The organism is Actinoplanes sp. ATCC 53533 (assembly GCF_003947245.1).
This window is the reverse complement of sequence record NZ_QHHV01000059.1, coordinates 189148-210179: the sequence shown is the minus strand read 5'-3', so window position 1 is coordinate 210179 and position 21032 is coordinate 189148. Positions and strand designations below refer to the sequence as shown.

Sequence of the window (21032 nt, the reverse complement as noted above, 5' to 3'; positions counted from 1 at the left end):
CCCGTCGCACCCTTGTGGGGAGAACCGATGAAGAACGTCTGGAAGCCCCGGCGCTGGCTGTTGGTCCTGGCCCTCGCCCTGCCGCTGAGCACGGGCTACGAGATCGACAGCGCCGCCGCCGGCGCGGGCGGGTCCGCGGCCACCTGCAACACCACCGCGTCTTCCACCGCGTCCGCCACCGAAGGCTCCGGTTCGGACCTGGTCGCGGCCGCCGCACCGATCAAGGTGTGGCTGGCGGGTGACTCCACGGTGGCGAACGGCTCCTCCAGCGGAGCGTGCCCGATCGGCTGGGGCCGGGAGTTCGACGCGCTGTTCACCTCCGACGTCACCGTCGTCAACAGCGCGCAGGGCGGCCGCAGCATCCAGACCTGGCTGTACGACCCCAACGTCACCAGCACCATGGACGCCGCCGGCGAGTGCGTCGTCAACCCGAAGACCTACTCCGCCCGATGGCAGGCGATGCTCAACACGAGCACCGGCATGAAGGCGGGCGACTATCTGCTCATCCAGTTCGGCATCAACGACGGGGACCGTGCCTGTCCGCGGCACGTCGGCACGGCGCGCTACCGGGAACTGCTGGGCGTGCTGGCGCAGGCCGCCCGTCAGCGCGGCGCCAACCCGGTCTTCGTCACGCCGGTCGCCGCGATCAGGTGTTCGGGCAGCACGGCCGTCGGGAACCGCGGCTTCGTCAACGAGACCTTCGCGGCCGGCTCAGCCAACGGCGTGCCCGTCATCGACCTGCACCAGCGCAGTGTCGCGCTCTACAACTCGCTCCGCCTGTGCCCCAACAACGGCGACTACACCCAGGGTGCGGTCGGGGCGTTCTTCTGCAACGACCACACGCACTTCGAGGCCGCCGGCGCGGCGCGGATCTCGCGCACCGTCGCCCAGGCCCTGCGCGACCAGAGCATCGCCCTCGCCGGCTACCTGATCTAGCGCACCCGGCGGTCGCCCCGGCTCTCTCGCAGGGCCGGGGCCGTCCGCCCGATTGCCCGACGAGATCTGACAGCTTCCTAACGAGTACCGGTCACGCTCGTCGGCATGCATCCGATGCCTGACGCCGCTACCGAGCTCATACCGTTGGTCACCGACCCGCCACCGCGGCGGCGCCGGTTCGTCCGGTGGCTGGTCGCGGGCCTCGTCGTCGCGGCACTGGCCGCCGGCGCGGCGGTCGTGGTGACCCGGCACCGGGCCGCCGGCGCGCCGCGGCCGGAGCAGCCGGGCGCGGTCGCGACGGCGAAGATCGAGCGCCGGGACCTCTCCACCACCACGTCGCTGCCGGGGAGCATCGGGTACGGCGCGCCGCGCCCGCTGGCCGCGCACAAGGAGGCGACGGTGACCTGGCTGCCGCCGGCCGGCGCCACGATCAAGCGGGGCGGGCAGTTGCTCCGGGCCGACGACCGGCCGGTGACGTTGTTCTACGGCAGCATGCCGCTGTACCGCGCGATCGCCGGCGGGAACATGGTCGGCCGCGATGTCCAGATCATCGCGCGGAATCTCGCGGCGCTCGGCTACTCGATCGGCCGCCAGCCCGCGGAAGGCGAGCGGGTCGTGCAGTCCACGCCGCCCGCCGGCCCCAAAACCGCCGATCCCAAAACCGCCGATCCCAAAACCACCGACCCGAAACCCGCAGCCGGCAAGACCACTTCCGTACGGGTCAAAGAAGGCGAGGGCGTCCTCACGGCGCGGCTGATCAAGGCGATCAAGAGCTGGCAGAACGACACCGGCCAACCGGTCACCGGCACAGTGACGCTGGGTGACGTCGAGGTGCTCAGCGGCGCGATCCGGGTGGAGGCGGTCACGGTGCAGCCCGGCTCCCCGGCGAACGCGGTGCTGATGTCGGTGACCCCGACCCGCAAGGTGGTCACCGTGGCCGCGGAACTGTCCGACGCCGGTTCGATCCAGCGGGGCGACAAGGTCACGGTGGTGCTGCCCGACGAGCGTACTGCGAAAGCCCGGGTCGTCTCCGTCGGCCGCGACCTCGCCACCGCCGAGGGCAGCGGCGCCGACGGGGCCCCGACCTTGACCGTCACCGTGACCGTCGACGACCCGAAGAGCATCGCCGGGCTCGACTCCGCCGACGTCAAGGTGAACTTCGCCGGCCGGTCCGTGCGGGACGTGCTCGCCGCGCCGGTCGAGGCGCTGGTGGCGCTCACCGAGGGCGGCTACGCCCTGCAGGGGCCGGCCGGCCTGGTCGCGGTGCGCACCGGCATGTTCGCCGACGGGTGGGTCGAGGTCACCGGCGAGGGACTCACCGAGGGCACGGACGTGGTGGTCTCCTCGTGACCGTGGCACCCGTCCTGTCCCTGCGAGATGTGGGGATGGTCTATCCCGGCGGGGTGACCGCCCTGGCCGGCGCCGCCCTGGACATCGTCGCCGGGGAACTGGTGGCGATCGTGGGGCCGTCCGGATCGGGCAAGTCCACCCTGCTCAACATCATCGGCACGCTGGACCGGCCCACCTCGGGCACGGTCCGGATCTCCGGCCAGGACGTCGCCCGGCTCGGCGACCGGCACCTGTCCGCCCTCCGGGCGCGCGAGATCGGCTTCGTCTTCCAGCAGTTCCACCTCACCGACGGCCTCAGCGCCACCGACAACGTCGCCACCGGCCTGCTCTACGCCGGGGTGCCGCGCCGGCACCGGCGCGAGCGGGCCCGGCAGGCGCTGGCCCGGGTCGGCCTGGCGCATCGGGCCGACCACCGCCCGCAGCACCTGTCCGGCGGCGAACGGCAACGCGTCGCGATCGCCCGGGCGCTGGTCAACCGGCCGTCGCTGGTGCTCGCCGACGAACCGACCGGGGCGCTGGACACCGCCACCGGGCAGGCCGTGCTGGGGCTGCTGCGCCGGCTCAACGAGGAGGGCACCACCATCGTCCTGATCACCCATGACCGGGACATCGCGGCCTCGCTGCCCCGGCAGATCGAGATCCGCGACGGGCGGCTGGTCCGCGACGGGTCGCCGGCGGCCGGTCGATGACCCGGCCGGCGCGCCCGGTCCGGCTGGCTCCGCTGGACCTGCTCGGGCTGGGGTTGATGGGGCTGCGGACCCGGCCGGCCCAGGCGATCCTGTCCGCGCTGGGCATCGCGGTCGGCATCGCCACGATGGTCGTGGTGACCGGCATCCCGGCGTCCAGCCAGGCGGACCTGCTCGACAAGCTGACCGCGCTCGGCACGAACACCCTGCAGGCCACGGCGGTGCCCAACCAGGATCCGCCGGTGCGGCTGCCGGAATCGGCCCTGGGCATGGTGCGACGGATCGGCCCGATCACCGCGGCCAGCGCGGTCGGCAACACCCACACCCTGGTACGCCGCAACGACCGCACCGACCCGGACGACGGCTCCGGGCTGACCGTGCTCGCCAGCCAGCTGGACCTGCTGCCCACGATCAACGCCCGGATCCGGTACGGCGAGTGGCTGAACCCGGCCACGGCGGCGTTTCCCACGGTCGTCCTCGGCTCGGTGGCCGCCACCCGGCTCGGCATCGCCGATCTGCCCGCCGGCCAGGCCGCGCCGCAGGTGATGATCGCGGACCGCCGGTTCACCGTGATCGGTGTCCTGGCCGCGACCCCCCTCTCGCCGGACATCGACCGGTCGGTGCTGATCGGCTGGGCGGCGGCCCGGACCGAGCTGCGCTTCGACGGCCACCCGACCGTCCTCTACGTGCAGTGCGAGGAGCCGCAGATCGAGGCGGTCCGCAGTGTCCTGGCCGAGACGATCTACCCCGAGCGGCCCGGCCAGGTGCTGGTCACCCGGCCCTCGGACGCGCTGGCCGCGAAGCGGGCCACCGAGAGCAGCCTCTCGGTGCTCTTCCTCGCCCTGGCCGCGGTGGCCCTGATCGTCGGCGGCATCGGCGTGGCCAACACGATGGTCGTCTCGGTGCTGGAGCGACGCTCCGAGATCGGCCTGCGGCGGGCGCTCGGCGCGACGCGCGGGCAGATCCGCGGCCAGTTCCTCACCGAGTCGGTCGTGCTGGCCGCGATCGGCGGACTGGCCGGCACCGGGCTGGGCCTGCTCGCCACGATCGGCTACGCGACCTGGCAGCAGTGGCCGATCGTGGTGCCCACCGGGTCGGCCGCCGCCGGGGTGGGCGGGGCCGTCGTCATCGGGGTGATCGCGGGCGTCTACCCGTGCGTACGGGCGGCCCGCCTGACCCCGACCCAGGCCCTCGCCACCGTCTGACCGGGACGCGCGGCGGCCGGAGATCCGGCCGCCGCGCTCGTCGGCACCGTCGGCTACTTGAGCTGGGCGGCGACCGCGCGCTCGCACTCGGGCATGAGGTCCATGCCCTTGCTGATCGAGCGGGAGTCGTTCTGGTCGCCGCCGAGCGCCAGGCTGATGCCGTCCTCGCTGACCTCCACGTATTTGACGCCCTTCTCCTTCAGGCACTTCACCACGGCGATCGCGAAGTCCCGGGCCTGCGGATTGGCCGGGTCCTTCTCCCAGGGCGGCAGCGGCAGGAACTGCGGCTCACAGATCCGGTTCGCCTCCTCGGCCTGGTCGGCTTCCTTTTTCGTCACCGCCCGCGCCCCCGCCTTGGCGTTCGACTTGACCGCGCCACCGTGCTCCTGCATGCACTTGTTGTAGGGCACCATCAGCGCCTCGTACTCCTCGGGCGTGCTGTCGAGCCGCTCGCGCGGGCGCTCCGCCTTCGGCTGCGCCGAGGCGCTCGGCGCGGTCCCGGCGCTGGTCAGGGTGGCCACCTTCGCTCCCCCGTTCGCCGCTCCCCCGTCCGCCGCAGACAGGCCCGACCCGCACCCCGGCAACGCGGTCAGCGCGATCGCGATCACCACGAGTAACCGACTTCTCCGCATGTAGCTGCCTCTCTGTCCGGCCGGCGCCGGGACGTGCCCCGGGCCGGCGGCCAGCCTCTCGCCCGGAAGTCAGAAACGTGTTAGGTCCGCCGGGCCACCGCACCCCCCTGTGGGGTGGTGGAGTGGGTCCTCGATCATCGCGGCGTTCTACAGTTGTCCCAGACGTGCCTGACCCGGGCCGCGGAAATCGACAGCCCAGGGACGGAGCTGGTCGCATGAGTGCCGCCACCATGCAGGAGGAGTTCGTCCACCCGGCGCTGTTCTACCGCGACGACGAGGAATACCTGGCCGGCACCGTGCCGTTCATCCGCGACGGGCTGGCCGCCGGGGAGCCGGTCGCGGTCGCCGTCCCCGGGCCGAACCTGGAACTGATCCGCCAGGCCCTCGGCGCGGACGCGCAGCGGGTGCTGCTGCGCGACATGACCGCGGCCGGGCGCAACCCGGGCCGGATCATCCCCACCGTCCTGCTCGCCTTCGCCGACGCCCACCCCGGGCAGCGGGTACGGCTGATCGGCGAACCCATCTGGGCCGGCCGCAGCGCCACCGAGTATCCGGCCTGCGCCCAGCACGAGGCCTTGATCAACGCCGCGTTCACCGGCCGGGCGGCCACCATCCTGTGCCCCTACAACACCGAACTGCTCGACCCGGAGTGGATAACCGACGCATACACCACACATCCTGTCATTTGGGACGGCGATCGCCGCTTCGACAGTGCCCACTACGACGACCCCACCGTGGTCGCAGCCGGCTTCAACCTGCCCCTACCCGGCCCTCCCACCGACGCGGCCACCATCACGGTCGGCCCCAGCAACCTGCCGGCCGTCCGCCGCTTCATCACCGACCACGCCAACCGGGCGGGGCTGACCCCCGAGCGGGTCGCCGACCTCACCCTCGCCGTCAACGAGCTGGCCGCCAACGCCGTCGAGCACGGCGACGGCACCGGCGAGATCGCGCTCTGGACCGAGCCGGACCGGCTGGTCTGCCAGGTGACCGACCGCGGCTACCTCAGCCACCCCCTGGCCGGGCGAATCCCGGTGCCGGCCGGTTCACTATCCGGCGGCCGAGGGCTGCTGATGATCCATCAGCTCTGCGACCTGGTCCGCGTGCACACCACCCCGGCCGGCACGACCACCCGCATCCACCTGCACCACTGACTGCACCACTGACGCCCCGGATCGCCGCGCACCCCCTAAGGTCGCCGCGCCGCCGACCGATCGAGTGGGCACCGGCCGGTTCCGGATGTACTCCCGACGATCCCCCGCGGGCTCCCGATCAGCTGCCGTCATCACGAGCGCCGCCTCCGACGACGGAATCGATTGGTGCCTCGATGCGGGCCACCGCCTGAACCCCGCCGCGTCTCCCAGTATTTCGACGGGCGACAAGACGGAGCTGACCGGGTGGGCGTCGTCCCCCGGACGGGCTCGCCTTCGCCTTGCGGGGGATAGCCGTCGACAGCCGGAACAAGGCGATGTTCGACGGATACGCGAGCTCCCCCGACCCGGTGATCTGGGAGGACGGGACCGTGCGCGCCTCTTCTGGGCGACAGGACCGCAACCGCCCCACGGCCAGAAGCGCTGCGGCGGCATCCAGTCCATGGCCTCCACCACCTACCGTCCGGCGAGCCGGGGGCAGCGGAACGGTCGCATCCGGACGGGCTATCGGCGCGGGTCTGCTGCATGACGACGCGACGACGGGCCTCAGCTGCGGCACCAAGTGCTCCACGGCACATTCCCCTGCTCAGGGCGTCAGAATCGGTCGAATGCGCTCCTCATCGGGCGGCCTGGTCGGCGTCGGCCTGCATGTCGGCGAGCTCGGCCTCCAGGGCGGCCATGGCCTCGCCGCCGGCCATCAGGTCGGTGATCTGTTCCCGGGTGCGTTCGCCCTTGCGGAAGTCGTCCGCCTTCTCCCCGCGGATCAGCACCGCGAAGTGGTCGCCGACCGACATCGCGTGCAGCACGTTGTGGGTGACGAAGATGACCGCGATGCCCTTGCTCCGCGCCTGCATGATGATCCGTAGGACGTGCGTGGCCTCCTTGACGCCGAGCGCGGCGGTCGGCTCGTCGAGGATCAGCACGGTCGCGCCGAAGTAGACCGCCCGCGCGATGGCGAGGGCCTGGCGCTCACCGCCGGAGAGGCTGCCGACCAGGCGCCGCCCGTCGGTGACCCGGGTGATGCCCAGCGACTGCATCTCGCGGACGGCGATCTCGCCGGCCAGCTTCTTGTCGAAGCGGCGCAGCGGCCCCCACCGCTTCATCGGCTCGGCGCCGACGAAGAACGACCGCCCGACGCTCATCAGCGGGAACGTGCCGCCGAACTGGTGCACCGTGGCGATGCCGCGGGCCGCGGCGTCCCGGGGGCTGGCGAACCGTACCGGGGTGCCGTTGATCTCGATGGTGCCCTCGGACGGGGTGTGCACCCCGGAGAGGATCTTGATGAGGGTGGACTTGCCGGCGCCGTTGTCGCCGAGCAGGCAGAGCACCTTGCCGGCGTCGACCTCCAGCGACACGCCGGACAGCGCGTTGGTGCCCACATAGGACTTGCCGACGTCTTCCAGTTTCAGCAGGGGCGCGGCCATCGTCATGCCTTCCTGTTCGTACGGGGGCCGGAGGAGAGCGCGAGCCGGCGGAAGGTGTTGTTCATCAGGACGGCGACCAGCAGCAGGATCCCGAGGATCAGGGCGGCCCAGTCGGAATTCCAGCCGGTGTAGTAGATGCCCTGGTTGACGATGGCGAAGGTGAGCGTGCCCAGGATGACGCCGATCACGGAACCGTAGCCGCCGGTGAGCAGCACCCCGCCGATGACCACGGCGATGATCGAGTTGAAGACGAAGGACTGGCCGTTGGCCACCTGCGCGCCGTTGTACATGATCGTCTGGATCACCCCGACGAGCGCGGCCCCGAGGCCGCTGCCGGCGTAGAGGGCGATCTTGACCTTCTCGGTGGGTATGCCGGTGGCCCGCGCGCTCTCCTTGTCGCCGCCCACCGCGAAGATCCAGTTGCCGTAACGGCTCTCCTGCAGCATCCACGCCACGCAGGCGGCCACCCCGATCCACCAGAAGATCGCCACCTCGAACTGCCCGCCGATGAGCGTGCCGAGGGCGCCCTTGGACGCCGGATCGGGCCGCAGACCCACGCTGGTGGTGCCGGTGATCACCCGGGACAGCCCGAGGGTGAGCCCGGCCAGCGCGGAGAGGGTGGCCAGGGTGACCACGAAGGACGGCACGTTGGTCCGGGTCACGACCAGCCCGTTGACCAGCCCGGTGGCCAGCCCGACGGCCAGGGCCAGCCCGATGCCGAGGATCATCGGCCCGCCCCAGTGCCCGGAGACGACCGCGAGGGTCATGGAACTGGCGGCCACGACCGAACCGACCGAGAGGTCGAGCTCGCCGGCGATCATGAGCAGGCCGACGGGTACGGCGATGATGCCGAGTTCCGCGGCCACGTTGAGCCAGCTGGCCGCGCCGGCGGCGGAGAGGAACTTGTCGCCGCCGAAGACGGCGAAGAAGGCGAACACGCCCAGGGTCCCGATCAGGGCGCCGGCCTCCGGCCGGCGCATCAGCTCGCGCAGCGGGCGCCCGGCCGAGAGGTCGCGGCTGGCAGCGATCGCGGGCGCGGCACGAGAACTATCAACAGTCACTTGCACTCCATCCACTCGGGCGGGCCCGGTTGAGCGGGCCCGCCATCTCGGCGATTCAGCGAACTCCGGCCTTCGCGCCGGCGAGGGCCTGGTCGACATTGGTGGAGTTGATGACGGCCGGGCCGGTGAGCAGCCCGCTCTGCGGCAGCAGCAGGCCGTAGGCGTTGTACGCGTACGCCTGCGACACGGCCAGGTAGCCCTGCAGGTACGGCTGCTGGTCGATGCAGAAGAGCTGCTTGCCGCCCTTGATCCGGGAGAGCTGGTTGTCGTCCATGTCGAAGGTGCCCAGCTTGACCTTGCCGCCGGCGCCGGCCTGCTCGATCGCGGCCGCGGCGCTGTCGGCGTCCGTCGTGCTGATCGTGACGACGCCGTCGATGCCGCTGTCCTTCAGCAGCGCGGCCTTGATCGCCTGGGTCACCGCGGTCGGGTTACCGAAGTTGGAGGAGGCCAGCGGAAGCTGGGTCGACTTGCCGGGCGCCGCGCCCTCGGCGATTCCCTTGCAGCGCGCCTCGGTGTTCGCGGCGCCGGGCAGGGTGTTGACGCAGAGGACGTTCTTGGCGCCGTTCTGGGCGAAGAACTGGCCGCCCGCTTTGCCGGCCACCAGCTCGTCGGAGCCGGTGTAGGTCAGCGCGCCGATCTTCTTGGCGGCCTCGGTCCCGCCCGCGTTGTACAGAAAGACCGGCACACCGCTGCTGGTGACCGCCTTGAACGCCTGGTCCTGCGCGTCGGGCACCCAGTCGGCCCCGATCACGGCCGTGGCGCCCTGGCTCTTCGCGGTGGAGATCAGCTTCGCGGCGTCGGGCCCGAGGTTGTCGTAGTTCTGCGGGCCCAGCCAGGTGACCTTGCCGCCGTTGGCCTCGACCACCTTCGCGGCGTCGTCGACGCCGCGCTTCACCTTCGACCAGAACGGGTCGTCGGACTTGCCGCCGACCACGAAGATCGAAATGGCTCCGCTGGGTGCGGCGGCGCCGGCGGCGGTCGGAGCGGCCGAGGCGTCCGGTTTCGCGTCGGTGTTCGACGTCGAGCCACTCTGGCAGGCGGTGAGGATCAACCCCGCCGAGGCGAGGAAGGCCAGACCGCGTATGCGGCGCAGCACGGTGGTATCCATGGTTTTATGCTCCTTTTACGGGAAGAGGAATGCGGGTGTTTCGCCCCCGTGCTCACAAAGCAAGCGATGCTTGCCGGCGTCAGCGGCCGGCGGCCTCCAGCAGCGTCTTGGCCGCGAAGCCAAGGCCGTCGAGCTGGCTGAGCTCCTGGTCCTCGTGCTCGATGTTGACCGCCATGTCCGGGTCGATCTGCTCCAGCGCCCGCAGGAAGCCGCGCCACCAGCCGACGTCGTGCCCGCGGCCGACGGCCACGAAGTCCCACGACGAGTTCTCCGGCCAGCGGCTGAGCGTGAACGGCCCGCCCAGGCCGACGGCGCCGGGCTCATCGGGCCGGACCCGGGCGAAGCGGTCGTCGAGCACCCCGTTGATCCGGGCGGCGGCATTGATCCGGGTGTCCTTGGCGGCCGCGTTGTAGACCAGGTCGCCCAGGTGGCCGACCGCCTCGATCGGCTCGATCCCCTGCCAGAACAGGTGCGAGGGATCGAGTTCCGCCCCCACGTGGGTGGCGTTGATCGACTCGACCAGCCGCAGCAGCGTGGCCGGGTTGTAGACCACGTTGTGCGGATGCATCTCGATGGCGACCTTGACGTCGAAGTGCGCGGCCCGCTCCTGCACGGTCCGCCAGAACGGGATCGCGACCTCGTTCCACTGGTAGTCCCGCACGTCGAGATAGGCGCTGTCCCACGGCATCACGTTCCACGCCGGGCCGGTGCCGGTCGCGCTGGCTGCCGGCGTACCGGACATCGCCACCACCCGCCGGACGCCGAGCCGGGCGGCCACCTCGATGGAGCGCAGCAGGTCCGCCGAATGTTTCTCCCGCACCTCCGGGTGCGGATGCAGGGGGTTGCCGTTGCAGTTCAGCGCGGTCAGGGCGATCCCGTGCTCGGCGAAGACGCCCAGGTAGTCCTGCCGGGCCTGCTCGCCGGCGAGCACGTCGGCCACCGGCAGGTGCGGCTCCGGGATGAATCCCCCGGAGTTGACCTCGGCGCTCTCCAGCCCCATCGAGGCGAGAATGGAGAGCGCGGCGGGCAGCGAACGGTCGTGCAGGCAGGCGGTGTACGCACCCAGCTTCATCGGATCTCCACTTCGGCGCCGCCCAGGCGGGCGGACTCGGTGACGGCGGCGAGCAGCCGGAGGTTGCGCAGGCCCTCGGCGAACGAGGGCACCCGCGGCAGCCCGTCCAGGCCGGCTACCTGTTCCAGGAAGGCGCGCGCCTGGAAGACGAACAGGTCGTTCTGCCCGAAGCCGACGCCCGGGAAGTCCATCGGGAACCCGCCGGACACGTACGGGTGTGCCGGGCCGACCGGCACCGTGCGGTAGCCGGTGGTGTCGTCGGTGACCGCCCGGTCGAAGTAGCCGAACTGCCCGGGCCGGTCGAGCTCGTAGCTCGCCGCGGCGTGCTCGCCGAACAGGTCGAAGCCGAGGCTGTTGGCCAGGCCGATGGCGACCCGCGACGCCGACATCGTCGCGGTGGTCCCGGAGGAGAACGCGGCGGAGAAGGTCACCAGGTCCTCGTTCTCCACCGGCTCCGTGACGTCGCTCAGTTGGGTGGCGGCGTGGCCCACCCCGGCGGTCAGCGGCAGCGCCCGCCGCTCGACGAAGGTGGACAGCGTCGCGCCGCGCACCGAGGCGATCGGGCCGCACAGGAACTCGGCCAGGTCCACCAGGTGGCTGCCGATGTCGGCCAGCGCGCCGGAGCCCGGGCCGCCCTTGTAACGCCAGCTCATCGGGCCGTTCGGGTCGCTGCCGTAGTCGCACCAGTAGCGGCCGTTGAAGTGCCGGAGCCGGCCCATCGCGCCGCTTTCCACCCGGTGTTTGACAGCCGCGATCGCCGGCGACCGCCGGAAGGTGAACCCGACGCCGGCCTGCAGGTGCGGCGCGGCGGCGGCCGCGGCGACCATGGCCTCGGCGTCACCGACGGTCGGCGCGAAGGGCTTCTCGCAGAGCACGTGCTTGCCGGCCGCCAGCAGCCCCAGCACGACCTCCCGGTGCAGGTGGTTGGCGACCACCACGCTGACCACGTCGATGTCCGGCGCCGCGGCGATCGCCTGCCAGGACGACTCGGCGCGGGCGTAGCCGAACCGGCGGGCGGTCTCCTCGGCGAACCCTGGGTTGAGGTCGGCGATCGCGACCAGATCAACCGGCGGCAGGCCGGACTCGTAGCAGGTGGTGGCGGCACGGTAACCGGCCGCGTGGGACCGGCCCGCCATGCCGGCCCCGATCACCGCTACCCCCATGCGATCATTGCGCATGCAGACTCCTCCCGAGCACTGTTGGGCAGGCTGATGAAACCGGTCCCAGCAGGCGTTTCGCTCTGCTGTACGGATCCTTTAAACCGGTTCAAACGATGGCTGTAGCATCCGTCACACCCCCGTGCGTGTCAACAACATGTTTCGGGCTTGATGCCGACCCTGGAGTGCGAGTTTGGCCAGCGAGCAGCCACCGAAGCAGCCGCGGGACGAGTCCCGGCGACGCCCGACGATCCGCGACATCTGCGCGGAGGCGGGAGTCTCCAAGGGGCTCGTATCGATGATCCTCAGCGGCACGCCGGGCCCGAGCGCGGAAACCACGGCCCGCGTCCTGGCGATCGCCGACCGGCTGGGTTACCGCACCAACCGGACCGCCAGCCTGCTGGCCCGGCGCCGGTCCCGGATGATCGGGGTGACCATGACCCCGGGCAACCCGTTCCAGGCGGAACTGATCGAGGAGATCCAGCGGGTGGCCGACCTCAGCGGCTACGAGGTCGGGCTCGGCGGCGTGACCCCGTCGCACGGCGAGCGGCTGGCGATCGAGACCCTGCTCGACTTCCGCTGCGAGGCCCTGCTCCTGCTCGGCTCGCGGCTACCGGCCGAGGACCTGGCGGAGCTCACCACCGGGATTCCCGTCGTCTCCATCGGCCGGCCCATCGAGCTGCCGGGCTTCGACGTCGTCCGCACCGCCGACCGGCAGGGCTTCCGCCTGGTCGTCGACCATCTCGTCGGGCTCGGCCACCGGCGCATCGCGCACGCCGACGGCGGCGACGGCTTCGTCTCCGCCGAGCGCCGCCGCGCGTACACCGAGGCGATGGAGCACCACGGGCTCGCGCCGCTGATCCTTCCCGGCGGCGAGACCGAATCCACCGGCATCCAGGCAGCCGACGCGCTGGACCCGGCCGCCGGGGTCACCGCCATCGTCGCCTACAACGACCGGTGCGCGATCGGCGTCCTCGACAACCTCGACCGGGCCGGCATCAGCATCCCCGGGACGATGTCGGTCACCGGCTACGACAACAGCATCCTGGCCCAGCTGCACCGCGTGAACCTGACGACCGTCAGCCAGGAACCACGGGAACAGGCCCGGCTCGCCGTCGAGGCGACCATCGAACGCCTGGACGGCGGCCGAACCCAGACCCAGGAGATCGTGCTCGAACCCCACCTGGTCGTCCGCGGCAGCACCGCCCCTCCCCCAGCGCGGAGAGCCGCCGGGTAACGCAGCGCGTGAGCGCCGTCGCGGCCGGCGGCTGCTTCTGGCGGTTCTGTGCACTCCAGGCTTGCGACACGCTTCGGCCCGGCGGCCACGCTTCGGCCCAGATCAGCGGCCGGTTTCGAGGCGCTCGTCGGCCCATTGCTCGAAGGTGCGGGCCGGCTTGCCGGTCACCCGCTCGGCGTCGCTGACGGTGGCCGGACCGGCGACGGCGACGGCCCAGAAGTCGAGCAGCGAGGTGACGAACTCGGCCGGCATGGACCGGGCCATTTTCTCCTCGGCCTCGGCCCGGGTCAGCTCGCGCACGCGAACCTCGCAGCCGAGCCGGTGCGCGATCACGTGGATCTGTTCGCGCAGGCTGATCGACCGCGGTCCGGTGAGCGTGAGGGTCTGGTCGGCGAGGCGGTCGCCGGTGAGCGCCAGCACGGCCACGTCGACGATGTCGTCCTCGTGGATGGGCGCCACGGCGGCCTCCGGATACGCCTGTTCGACCGGGCCGCCGGCGCGGATCGCGGGCAGCCAGCCGAACGCGTTGCCCGCGAAGGCGTCGGGTCGCAGGATCGTGACGGGGATGCCGGAGCGCAGCAGGGCGCGCTCGACCAACAGGTGGTGGCGGCCGAGCGGGCTGTCCATCGCGGTCGGTGACAGCACCGCCGAGCTCGACAGCAGCACGATCCGCTCGACGCCGGCCGCCTCGGCGGCGCGGACGAACTCGTCGATGCCCTCGGGTTCCGCGTAGAGGAACACCCGGCTGACGCCGTCCAGCGCGCCGGACTCCGGCTTGGCCAGGTCGAGCAGCGCGGTCTCGACACCTTCGGGTACGGCGAGGCGATCCGGCTCGCGGCTGGCGGCGCGCAGGCGATGCCCGGTGGCGTGCAGCCGCCGGAGGACGCCGCCGCCGACCGTGCCGCGCGCGCCGGTGATGAGGATGGTCATGGCTTCTCCCTGGGTTTCGTGGATATGCATGTTGTCATGCACATGTCTGCAAGCTAACACATGCAGCATGGCCGTCAATCGTTTAAGGTCTGGCCATGGCAGCGAAGCAAGAGTCGGCCCGCCTGCTCGACGCGGTCGGTCCGGCGTTCTCCCGGCTGCGACGCAGCGTGCTCCTCGACGTGCAGCAACCGGTGTCGCCCAAGGACCTGACCCGCACGCTCGTGCTCAACATCGTCAACGAGGCCGCCGACGACGAGATCACCGTCGGCGACGTCGCCGAGCGGCTGGGGATCGACCCGTCGGTCGCCAGCCGCATGGTCTCGGACTGCATCGGCGCCGGCTACCTGGTCCGGGCCGCATCCCAGCGCGACGGCCGGCGCACGGTCCTGCGGCTCAGCCCCGACGGCACCGCGACCCTGGAGCGCTTCCGCCAGCACCAGCGCGCCGCGTTCGAGTTCATCACCCGCGACTGGCCGGAATCCGAACGGCTCGATTTCGCCAGGCTGCTGCTCAAATACGTCGACGCCATCGATGCGCTGCGCCTGCCCGACTGAGGTGGCACAATTCTCCGATGCTTCAGGGACGGATCCTGGCCGAGAGTCTCCGCGTCGGCTGTGACATCCGGGTGCCCGATCTCCGCATCGTCCGCATCGCCCGCGAGGACGTGTCCCGCTCGGCGGCAGCGGGCCAGCCGGACACGTGGACCTTGCTCGACGTCGAGGCGCCGGATCGGACCGCCGACGAGCTCGCCGAGGCGCTGGCCGCCGGGCTCGCGGACGACCGGGGGTGGTATGCCGACTTTCGGGTCGGCGATGAGCACGTGGTTGTCTTTCCGCGGCGGGTGTTCCGCTACGCGATAGGCGACGAGTCCGGCAGGCGAGCCGCGGTGGAGCACGGCCGCGCCGCCGGCGTGCCGGATCATCAGCTCGACTGGGGTGACTGAGCTGGCATCCCCCCGATCCGGGGCAGATCACCGACCGGGCCGAGATGTGACTGAGGTGCTGCGATACGGCGCATCGACGATCGACTTGCCTGAATCTCATACCCTGGTGCCGCTGTACCTCCTTGGCGGAAACGGGGCGTACCTCAGGAGATCTCATGGCCGTCGGGACGATTCAGAGCCTGGTAGCGGTATCGCTCTCGATCATTGCTCTCGTGCTGACCGCTCGGCAACATCGGATCGCTCGCTCGACGAGCCGGGACTCACATACCAGGACACTCCTGTTGAGCCTGAGTGCGGAGTATCGAACCGACGCGTTCCAGCAGAGCGAACATTTCGTTCTGCGCCAACTGACCGACGAATTCAGCTCCGACGTCGGATTGTCCGGCCTCTCCCCGGAGGTGCGAGCGCACGTCTACCGGGTCGGCCATCACTACGGCGATTATGGCCTGCTGGTCATGCTTCCTACCGCCGACAGGGCGCAAATACTCAGTTACGTCCATGGCAGGGTTCAGGTGGCGTGGAAGATCTTGCAGCCATACGCCGAAGCGGAACGGACGCTGAGTTGCGATGCCGAAGCCTACTGGAGCTACTTCGAGAACCTCGCCTACCTGGCGACGAACGCCGACAAGCTGAGAATCCTCGACTGTCTCGGACTGCGCCGGTTTGACGGCAGTCGATGGTCGGCGTCAGTGACCCACCGGCCGCTGTCGCACCGGCCACAGTCACTGACCGGATAGCCCTCGGGCAGTTGGGGAGGATCCCGAGCGGGCATCGCCCCGTGGGGCGATGCCCGCTCGGTCGCGTCAGGCGCGGGTGAACTTCTGGGTCACCTTGGCGGTGGTGCCGGCCCGGTCGGACCAGTCGGTCGACACAGCGGTCACCGGACGCTTCGGCTTGGTCACCGCCGATTTCGGCTTCGCCGTGTCCCGCTTGACGGTCACGGTGCCGACCGCGATCGGCGCGGTGCCGCCGTCCGCGCCGGTGAGCACCGCAGTCGGCTTGACCACGCAAGCATTGTGCTGTTCCGGCCGACGCCCACGACCGCATCTTGGACAACGCTGGACACGGATCGACCCACACCGCCATCACGGTGACCGCCGAGCGCACCGCCTCGGCCGTCGGCACGCGCGTGGCCGGCCCGGCCGGTGGCTGCCGGCAAGCCGTCTGACCAGGGCGTTCCATGCTCGTCAAGCGTTCGGACAGCAGTCGTCAAGTGGTGCTCTGCTGTGCTGTACGCGAGCCCGGCGCGACGGTCGGGCCGGGTGCGAAGGGGAACCGATGGCAAGCGACACGGTGGCCGATGCCGCGACGATGGTCTCCACTCCCGCCGAACTCGCGGGTCTGCTTCGCCGGTTGCGCAACCGTCAGGCCCGCACCCAGCGGGCGCCGGCCATGTCCTACCGGGAGTTGGCGGGCCGGACGGGCTGGTCACACGGCATCATCGGCGCCTACCTGACCGGCCAGATCGTGCCGCCGGTCGACCGGTTCGACGAACTGGTCCGTCAGCTCGGCGCCACCCCGCACGAGCTGGGTAGCCTGGCCACTGCGCGGGACCGGGTGATCGATCGGCGACCGGCCCGGGCATGCCGCCGCGACAGCTGACGGCCGTGGTCACCACCCTGATCGGGCGCGGGGCCGCGCTGGGCCACCAGGTCGGCCGCGGAGCTGACCGTTGGCCGCGCGCCTGCGCCGGGGCCCCGGGGTGCTGCCGCCGGTGGGGGTGCCGGTGTGGGTGGGGTTGGTGGTGGCCTGAGGGTCAGCCGGCCGCTTCGTCGCGTGCGGCGAGGTGGTCCTGGAGTGTGACGTGCCGGAACTGGTAGGTCGCGCCGACTCGGCGGAGTACGCCGATCCGGTGCGACTCCTCGAGGAAGGCGAGGAACCGCCACGGCAACCGCCGGTTCAGGGCCAGCCAGGCCCGCGCCACCTGGTATCGGGGCCAAGCCGCGGTGAAGCCGAACGCCACAGCCAGCACCACCGAGCCGGCCAGACCGGCCTGGATGCCGCGCCGGACGTTGCTCGCGAGGTCGGCCCGCACGGAGATCACCGCGCCGAGGGTGAACGCGACCATGATGGTCGCGGTGACCATCCCGAGCAGGGCAAGATACTGCCGGCGGTCAGCGACCAAAGTCGACCGCAGGCTGTGCGCCTCCTCCACCACGACCGGCTGCCGGCTCCAGTGGATCAGTGCGGAGGCGACCCCCGCGACGAGGCCGAACGTCAGCCCCGGGAAGAAGCCGATCACCAGATCTTCCTCCACCACGACGCCGCCCCGGCCGACGATCGCCAAAGCCGCCTGCGAGGCCGCGCCGATCGCGAGGCCGACGGCCGCGCCGGCGGCCAACCCCCAGCCCAGCATCCGCAGCAAGGCCCGGCCGCGCAGGCGCAGACTCAGGTCGGTGGTCGTCGGGCTGGGCACGGCGGCGATCACCGCGCCCATGCCGAAGGCCACGGACATGCCGAGCCCGTACGCCGTTCCGGTGATGACTCCCTGACCCGCACCGGCCTGGATCGCCTTGCCGATCCCCTCGATCGCGCCGAGCGCGGCGCCGCCGGCCAGCCCGGTGCGCAGCGCACCGGTGAGGATGCGCCGGGGCCGGTCGCGGCCGACCGCACCGGCTGCCGGGCTGGGGTCGGTGCGGAGCCCGGCGGCCAGCGTCCCCAACCCGTAGGCCAGGCAGTGCTTGAGGGAGATCAACAAGCCCGGCCCGACACCGTACGCGGGCAGCGCGGTGGGCGCGATGACGAGGAGGCCGACCAGTGCCGTCAGTACGGCGGCCACCACCGAGCGGCCGGTGCGGCCGGCGAGCGGGCCGACCGCCTCCGGCAGCCGCCACCACATGATGGAGTAGGTGCCCTGCCGGTGCGTGAGGCCGGCGAGGAAGGCCAGCCAGCCCTGGAACGTCGCGGCCTCCCAGCCGCGCAGCCGGGTCCGGGCCTGGCGATGGCCGTCCAGCTCGACCAGCGTCGGCACGAGGAGACCCAACAGGTGCCCCTCGATCGCGGTACGGTCGGTGAAGCGCCCGGAGTCGGCCAGCTCCGCTGGATCCAGGGAGCCGCCGTAGACGAGCCGGGTCATCATCAGCGCCAGCGGGTTGGTCAGCGCCGTGGCCAGCGGCCCGTCCGGCCGGCCGGACAGCTCGGTGAACACCGGGGCCCAGCGTTCGGCGCGGGCCGGGCCGGTGCTGGCCCGCAGATAGCCGACGGCGTCCCGCACGCGCACGGGCAAGGACTCGATGGTCGTGGCGCCGGCCAGCGGCTCCCCCTCAGCGGCTGCCGCCTGGTATTCGTCCGGCCGGGAGGTGAGCACGACCGAATCGGTCGCCAGCAGGGAACGGTTGAGCGCTCGCAGCGCCGCCGACCGTCGGCGGGCCGGCAACTCGTCGAGGCCGTCCAGGATCGGCAGGATCCGCCGGTCCGCCACCAGGTCCGCGATCGCGGAGCCGCCGAACCGGCCGGCGTCCAGCAGCACGGGATACTCCTCAGCGAGCCGCCGCCGCAACCAGGTGTGCAGGTGTTCCTCGCCGGACTGCCAGGAGTCCAGGGAGAGCAGGACCGGCACGGGCTCGTCCGGGCGCCGGCGGGTGGCCAGCTCCACCGTCAGCAACATCGCCAACGTGCTCTTACCCGACCCGGCGGGCCCCAGCACCACGAGGCGCCGCCGGTGCAGGGCCTGAAACGCCGTAGCGACCGGCTCGATGACGTCGGTGCGTAGGACCCCGCGAATATCGGCCGGCACACCGTCCGGATCGGACGGCAGCCAGCGCACGGGAATGGGGTGCGGATCGGGCAACTGCCGGACGGCGACCTCCGCCTGCCACTGCCAGCGGATCACCCGGCTCAGCGCCTCGGCCGCCGCGTCCAGCAGACCGGCGGTGCTCGGAGCCGCCGGCGAGGGACGTGCCAGGGACACCGCCCCGGCGGCAGGCGGCGCGGTCAGCTCGTCAAGCAACTGCTGCAGACTCGCCGCCGTCGCGCCACCGTCGGCCAAGTGGTCGATGCCCTCGCGGCAGGCGGACACCGCAGCGGCCGTCCGGCCGCTGCGGTGCAGGGCGACGGCGAATGCGTGGCGCAGCCGCTCGCTCGATGGATATCGCAGCATCCAGCGGCGGAACCCGGCGGCCGCCACGAGATCGCGGTGCCGCCGCAGGCGCAGTTGGGCGTCGGCCCACGCCTCGATCGCGCTCAGTCGGACGGCATCGAGCCGGGCCGTGTTCTCGAGCGCGAACGGTTCGGTGCTCAGGTCGCCCATCGGCTCGCCGTGCCACATCTCCAGCGCGATATCGAGGTGCTGGGTCGCGGCCGCGGGCTGTCCCGCGTCGAGGGCGGCGTGGCCGAGCAGGACGAGACCGCGGAACTCGGTCTCGTCGACGTATTTGTCGGCCACGGCCAGGCGGTAACCGTTGTCCTCGGTGAACAGCAGCGCATCCTCGCCCATGGCGGCGGCCACCGGCTCGAGGGCCGCCCGCAACCGGGCGATGTAGGTGAAAAGTACGCCCCGTTTGCGCTCCTCCAGCTCCATGGGTGTGAACACCTCGGCGTCGGCGGACCAGACCTCGGCGATGAGGGCGCGACGGGCGACGGTTTCGTTGCGACGCAGCAGCAGTGCGGCCAGGACGCGGCGCTGGACCGGCGGCCCCAGCGGAATCGGCGTGCCGTCCAGGATGATCGCCAACGGACCGAGGACCTGGAACCGCAACCGATCCTCCGCCCGCGAACATGGTGAGAGTGCACCATGATTGTGTCAGTCGCGGGGCGGCCCGGACATCATGGGGCCGATGCGCCACGACACAGCGTAGGCACCGCGCGCCAGCCTCCCCGCCGATGTTGCCGCACAGGTCTACCGTCCTGGGCGTGCAGATCGACATGCTGCGGCGGGGCTGGCCCGAGCAGATACTGACCGGGCGATATTCCTTCGCCACCCGCCGGCGGGACGGCTTGGTGCAGGGGCTGTTCGAAGCGGTCGACCTGCTCACCGACGGCCTGATCGACAAGAAGCGGAAACGCCGGCTGCACCTCCGGATCGGCGGGGAGCCGGCCATGCTCGTGCTGAAGGAGACGTACCCGCAGTCGCCGCACCTGCCGCCCGGCATCAAGCTTTGCGGCGCCTCGCCGGTCGCCGCCCTGCTCGTGCTCTGCGAGCGCCGCGCATACCGTCCGTCGTCGGCGGTGTCCCTCTTCGAGCCGTACCACTACGACGTCGTCGACCATCGGCTCGGCGTGGTCATCGGGACGCTGGAGGCGACGGGCGGGTTCGTTCGCCCCGCGCGTACGGTGATCTATGGGCCGTCCCAGCAGGTGCTGGGGCAGCTGACCCAGCCCGTCACGGCCTTGATCGGGCAGTGGCTGCTGATCGGCAGAAACCGGTACGACGTCACCGTCAACGGCGTCCGCGTCGCGCGCATTCAGCAGGTTCGGCGGATCTGGGTGCGCGAGTATCAGGTGGACGTGTCCGCGGCGGCGGGCCTGCTGGACCCGCGGCTCATCCTCGCCTGCGCGCTGCAGAAGGTCCGCGACCTCGGCGACTACTGAGCAACGACGCCTCGGCGCCGCCGGCGGATCGGCCGCGGAGCACGCCGGTCCCCGCTTCGTGCCACACCTCGGCCGGACGCCACTGTGGATGGTCGCGGTTGACCAGGATGACCTTTGTCGGCACAGCCGCAAGCACGACGCACACCACAAAGGACATCACATGAGACTGACCCGCCTTGCCGCCCTCACGACCGTCGTCGTTGTCGCGTTCTCGGGCCTGATCGCCAGCCCCGCCCAGGCGGCGGCGCCCAAGCCCGGCGTCGTGGTCGACTACGCGTACCACAAGATCAAGGTCAAGCCGAAGACGATCTACCCGTTCAAGGACCTCTACTTCAGCAAGATCCGCTGGACGTCGCTCACCAAGTCGACCGGGCGCGCCACCGCTGTCCGGAACGTCAACACCTGCGTTCCGAGCTGCGCCGCCAGCAACTACAAGCGCACGAAGGTGACGCTGAAGTTCACCCGGGTCCGCTCCTCCGACTGCCGCAAGGTCTTCACCCGGGTCCGCGTCACCGAGGTCAAGTCGCACCGCGTGAAGACCTACAAGCTGCCCGTCCACAAGCGTGCGAACTGCCGCTGATCCGATCAGGCTTGACCTTGCCCCAGGGGCA

The 21032-nt window shown here is 71.3% G+C and carries 21 protein-coding genes; 12 read left to right on the top strand and 9 right to left on the bottom strand.

The genetic code is table 11. The features are described from left to right. The first annotated feature begins 27 nt into the window (after nucleotides 1-27). From DMB66_RS20835 to DMB66_RS20820, 4 genes are all read left to right on the top strand, one after another. Nucleotides 28-936, top strand: coding sequence for an SGNH/GDSL hydrolase family protein (locus DMB66_RS20835; RefSeq protein WP_125805766.1), 909 nt, complete (start codon nucleotides 28-30; stop codon nucleotides 934-936). Nucleotides 937-1041: 105 nt separating this feature from the next. After that, the gene (locus tag DMB66_RS61275) at nucleotides 1042-2286 is read left to right on the top strand and encodes a hypothetical protein (protein ID WP_158647303.1); all 1245 of its coding nucleotides are present in this window, start codon (nucleotides 1042-1044) and stop codon (nucleotides 2284-2286) included. 35 nt (nucleotides 2287-2321) lie between these two features. After that, nucleotides 2322-2975 (top strand): ABC transporter ATP-binding protein, encoded by a 654-nt coding sequence (locus tag DMB66_RS20825; protein ID WP_125805793.1) that lies wholly within the window; start codon nucleotides 2322-2324, stop codon nucleotides 2973-2975. Continuing rightward, nucleotides 2972-4177 (top strand): ABC transporter permease, encoded by a 1206-nt coding sequence (locus DMB66_RS20820; RefSeq protein ID WP_125805765.1) that lies wholly within the window; start codon nucleotides 2972-2974, stop codon nucleotides 4175-4177. The genes DMB66_RS20825 and DMB66_RS20820 overlap by 4 nt, the downstream gene beginning before the upstream one ends. Before the next feature lie 53 nt (nucleotides 4178-4230). Here the strand turns inward: DMB66_RS20820 and DMB66_RS20815 are convergent, their stop codons facing one another. Further along, nucleotides 4231-4809: a hypothetical protein gene (locus tag DMB66_RS20815; RefSeq protein ID WP_125805764.1), complete on the bottom strand. Its 579-nt coding sequence runs from the start codon at nucleotides 4807-4809 to the stop codon at nucleotides 4231-4233. Between the two features lie 215 nt (nucleotides 4810-5024). On the opposite strand from DMB66_RS20815, the gene DMB66_RS20810 reads away from it, so the two are divergent. Continuing rightward, nucleotides 5025-5963 carry a sensor histidine kinase gene (locus tag DMB66_RS20810; RefSeq protein WP_125805763.1) on the top strand — a complete coding sequence of 313 codons (939 nt, stop codon included), beginning with the start codon at nucleotides 5025-5027 and terminating at the stop codon, nucleotides 5961-5963. A gap of 614 nt (nucleotides 5964-6577) precedes the next feature. Here DMB66_RS20810 and DMB66_RS20805 read toward each other — a convergent pair. The 5 genes from DMB66_RS20805 to DMB66_RS20785 all read right to left on the bottom strand — a co-directional run bounded on the left by DMB66_RS20805 (nucleotide 6578) and on the right by DMB66_RS20785 (nucleotide 11803). Beyond that, complete coding sequence (locus DMB66_RS20805; RefSeq protein WP_125805762.1) at nucleotides 6578-7384, bottom strand: ATP-binding cassette domain-containing protein; 807 nt, start codon at nucleotides 7382-7384, stop codon at nucleotides 6578-6580. A 2-nt stretch (nucleotides 7385-7386) separates the two neighbouring features. Then, nucleotides 7387-8445, bottom strand: coding sequence for an ABC transporter permease (locus tag DMB66_RS20800; RefSeq protein ID WP_199752526.1), 1059 nt, complete (start codon nucleotides 8443-8445; stop codon nucleotides 7387-7389). Between the two features lie 55 nt (nucleotides 8446-8500). Further along, on the bottom strand, nucleotides 8501-9553 hold the full coding sequence (locus DMB66_RS20795) for a substrate-binding domain-containing protein (RefSeq protein WP_125805761.1): 1053 nt from the start codon (nucleotides 9551-9553) through the stop codon (nucleotides 8501-8503). 79 nt (nucleotides 9554-9632) lie between these two features. Continuing rightward, a complete protein-coding gene (locus DMB66_RS20790; RefSeq protein WP_125805760.1) occupies nucleotides 9633-10625 on the bottom strand; it encodes a sugar phosphate isomerase/epimerase in 993 nt (330 codons plus the stop codon). After that, on the bottom strand, nucleotides 10622-11803 hold the full coding sequence (locus tag DMB66_RS20785; RefSeq protein ID WP_125805759.1) for a Gfo/Idh/MocA family protein: 1182 nt from the start codon (nucleotides 11801-11803) through the stop codon (nucleotides 10622-10624). Before DMB66_RS20785 ends, DMB66_RS20790 begins: the two co-directional genes overlap by 4 nt. A 172-nt stretch (nucleotides 11804-11975) precedes the next feature. Here DMB66_RS20785 and DMB66_RS20780 point away from each other — a divergent pair, with 172 nt between their 5' ends. Beyond that, the gene (locus DMB66_RS20780; protein WP_233624732.1) at nucleotides 11976-13019 is read left to right on the top strand and encodes a LacI family DNA-binding transcriptional regulator; all 1044 of its coding nucleotides are present in this window, start codon (nucleotides 11976-11978) and stop codon (nucleotides 13017-13019) included. Between the two features lie 102 nt (nucleotides 13020-13121). On the opposite strand, the gene DMB66_RS20775 is transcribed toward DMB66_RS20780, so the two are convergent. After that, nucleotides 13122-13949 carry an NAD(P)H-binding protein gene (locus DMB66_RS20775; RefSeq protein ID WP_125805758.1) on the bottom strand — a complete coding sequence of 276 codons (828 nt, stop codon included), beginning with the start codon at nucleotides 13947-13949 and terminating at the stop codon, nucleotides 13122-13124. Nucleotides 13950-14044: 95 nt separating this feature from the next. Between DMB66_RS20775 and DMB66_RS20770 the strand changes: the two genes are divergently transcribed. The 3 genes from DMB66_RS20770 (at nucleotide 14045) to DMB66_RS20760 (ending at nucleotide 15629) form a co-directional block, all read left to right on the top strand. After that, nucleotides 14045-14503, top strand: coding sequence for a MarR family winged helix-turn-helix transcriptional regulator (locus DMB66_RS20770; RefSeq protein WP_125805757.1), 459 nt, complete (start codon nucleotides 14045-14047; stop codon nucleotides 14501-14503). A gap of 17 nt (nucleotides 14504-14520) precedes the next feature. Beyond that, nucleotides 14521-14892 (top strand): hypothetical protein, encoded by a 372-nt coding sequence (locus DMB66_RS20765; protein ID WP_125805756.1) that lies wholly within the window; start codon nucleotides 14521-14523, stop codon nucleotides 14890-14892. Nucleotides 14893-15047: 155 nt separating this feature from the next. Next, complete coding sequence (locus DMB66_RS20760; protein WP_125805755.1) at nucleotides 15048-15629, top strand: hypothetical protein; 582 nt, start codon at nucleotides 15048-15050, stop codon at nucleotides 15627-15629. Between the two features lie 66 nt (nucleotides 15630-15695). On the opposite strand, the gene DMB66_RS20755 is transcribed toward DMB66_RS20760, so the two are convergent. Beyond that, nucleotides 15696-15899, bottom strand: a complete 204-nt coding sequence (locus tag DMB66_RS20755) for a hypothetical protein (protein ID WP_125805754.1) — start codon at nucleotides 15897-15899, stop codon at nucleotides 15696-15698. Nucleotides 15900-16170: 271 nt separating this feature from the next. Between DMB66_RS20755 and DMB66_RS20750 the strand changes: the two genes are divergently transcribed. Continuing rightward, the gene (locus DMB66_RS20750) at nucleotides 16171-16494 is read left to right on the top strand and encodes a helix-turn-helix domain-containing protein (protein WP_125805753.1); all 324 of its coding nucleotides are present in this window, start codon (nucleotides 16171-16173) and stop codon (nucleotides 16492-16494) included. A 154-nt stretch (nucleotides 16495-16648) separates the two neighbouring features. Here the strand turns inward: DMB66_RS20750 and DMB66_RS20745 are convergent, their stop codons facing one another. Continuing rightward, nucleotides 16649-19588 carry a BTAD domain-containing putative transcriptional regulator gene (locus DMB66_RS20745; protein ID WP_125805752.1) on the bottom strand — a complete coding sequence of 980 codons (2940 nt, stop codon included), beginning with the start codon at nucleotides 19586-19588 and terminating at the stop codon, nucleotides 16649-16651. A gap of 155 nt (nucleotides 19589-19743) precedes the next feature. On the opposite strand from DMB66_RS20745, the gene DMB66_RS20740 reads away from it, so the two are divergent. After that, a complete protein-coding gene (locus tag DMB66_RS20740; RefSeq protein ID WP_125805751.1) occupies nucleotides 19744-20421 on the top strand; it encodes a hypothetical protein in 678 nt (225 codons plus the stop codon). A 160-nt stretch (nucleotides 20422-20581) separates the two neighbouring features. Further along, nucleotides 20582-21001, top strand: coding sequence for a hypothetical protein (locus DMB66_RS20735; RefSeq protein WP_125805750.1), 420 nt, complete (start codon nucleotides 20582-20584; stop codon nucleotides 20999-21001). Nucleotides 21002-21032: the final 31 nt, after the last annotated feature.

What these genes read in the sequence shown, in the direction of transcription:
- DMB66_RS20835 (WP_125805766.1), top strand. Translation starts at nt 28, where the DNA reads ATGAAGAACGTCTGGAAGCCCCGGCGCTGGCTGTTGGTCCTGGCCCTC.
- DMB66_RS61275 (WP_158647303.1), top strand. Translation starts at nt 1,042, where the DNA reads ATGCATCCGATGCCTGACGCCGCTACCGAGCTCATACCGTTGGTCACC.
- DMB66_RS20825 (WP_125805793.1), top strand. Translation starts at nt 2,322, where the DNA reads ATGGTCTATCCCGGCGGGGTGACCGCCCTGGCCGGCGCCGCCCTGGAC.
- DMB66_RS20820 (WP_125805765.1), top strand. Translation starts at nt 2,972, where the DNA reads ATGACCCGGCCGGCGCGCCCGGTCCGGCTGGCTCCGCTGGACCTGCTC.
- DMB66_RS20815 (WP_125805764.1), bottom strand. Translation starts at nt 4,809, where the DNA reads ATGCGGAGAAGTCGGTTACTCGTGGTGATCGCGATCGCGCTGACCGCG.
- DMB66_RS20810 (WP_125805763.1), top strand. Translation starts at nt 5,025, where the DNA reads ATGAGTGCCGCCACCATGCAGGAGGAGTTCGTCCACCCGGCGCTGTTC.
- DMB66_RS20805 (WP_125805762.1), bottom strand. Translation starts at nt 7,384, where the DNA reads ATGGCCGCGCCCCTGCTGAAACTGGAAGACGTCGGCAAGTCCTATGTG.
- DMB66_RS20795 (WP_125805761.1), bottom strand. Translation starts at nt 9,553, where the DNA reads ATGGATACCACCGTGCTGCGCCGCATACGCGGTCTGGCCTTCCTCGCC.
- DMB66_RS20790 (WP_125805760.1), bottom strand. Translation starts at nt 10,625, where the DNA reads ATGAAGCTGGGTGCGTACACCGCCTGCCTGCACGACCGTTCGCTGCCC.
- DMB66_RS20785 (WP_125805759.1), bottom strand. Translation starts at nt 11,803, where the DNA reads ATGCGCAATGATCGCATGGGGGTAGCGGTGATCGGGGCCGGCATGGCG.
- DMB66_RS20775 (WP_125805758.1), bottom strand. Translation starts at nt 13,949, where the DNA reads ATGACCATCCTCATCACCGGCGCGCGCGGCACGGTCGGCGGCGGCGTC.
- DMB66_RS20770 (WP_125805757.1), top strand. Translation starts at nt 14,045, where the DNA reads ATGGCAGCGAAGCAAGAGTCGGCCCGCCTGCTCGACGCGGTCGGTCCG.
- DMB66_RS20765 (WP_125805756.1), top strand. Translation starts at nt 14,521, where the DNA reads ATGCTTCAGGGACGGATCCTGGCCGAGAGTCTCCGCGTCGGCTGTGAC.
- DMB66_RS20760 (WP_125805755.1), top strand. Translation starts at nt 15,048, where the DNA reads ATGGCCGTCGGGACGATTCAGAGCCTGGTAGCGGTATCGCTCTCGATC.
- DMB66_RS20750 (WP_125805753.1), top strand. Translation starts at nt 16,171, where the DNA reads ATGGCAAGCGACACGGTGGCCGATGCCGCGACGATGGTCTCCACTCCC.
- DMB66_RS20735 (WP_125805750.1), top strand. Translation starts at nt 20,582, where the DNA reads ATGAGACTGACCCGCCTTGCCGCCCTCACGACCGTCGTCGTTGTCGCG.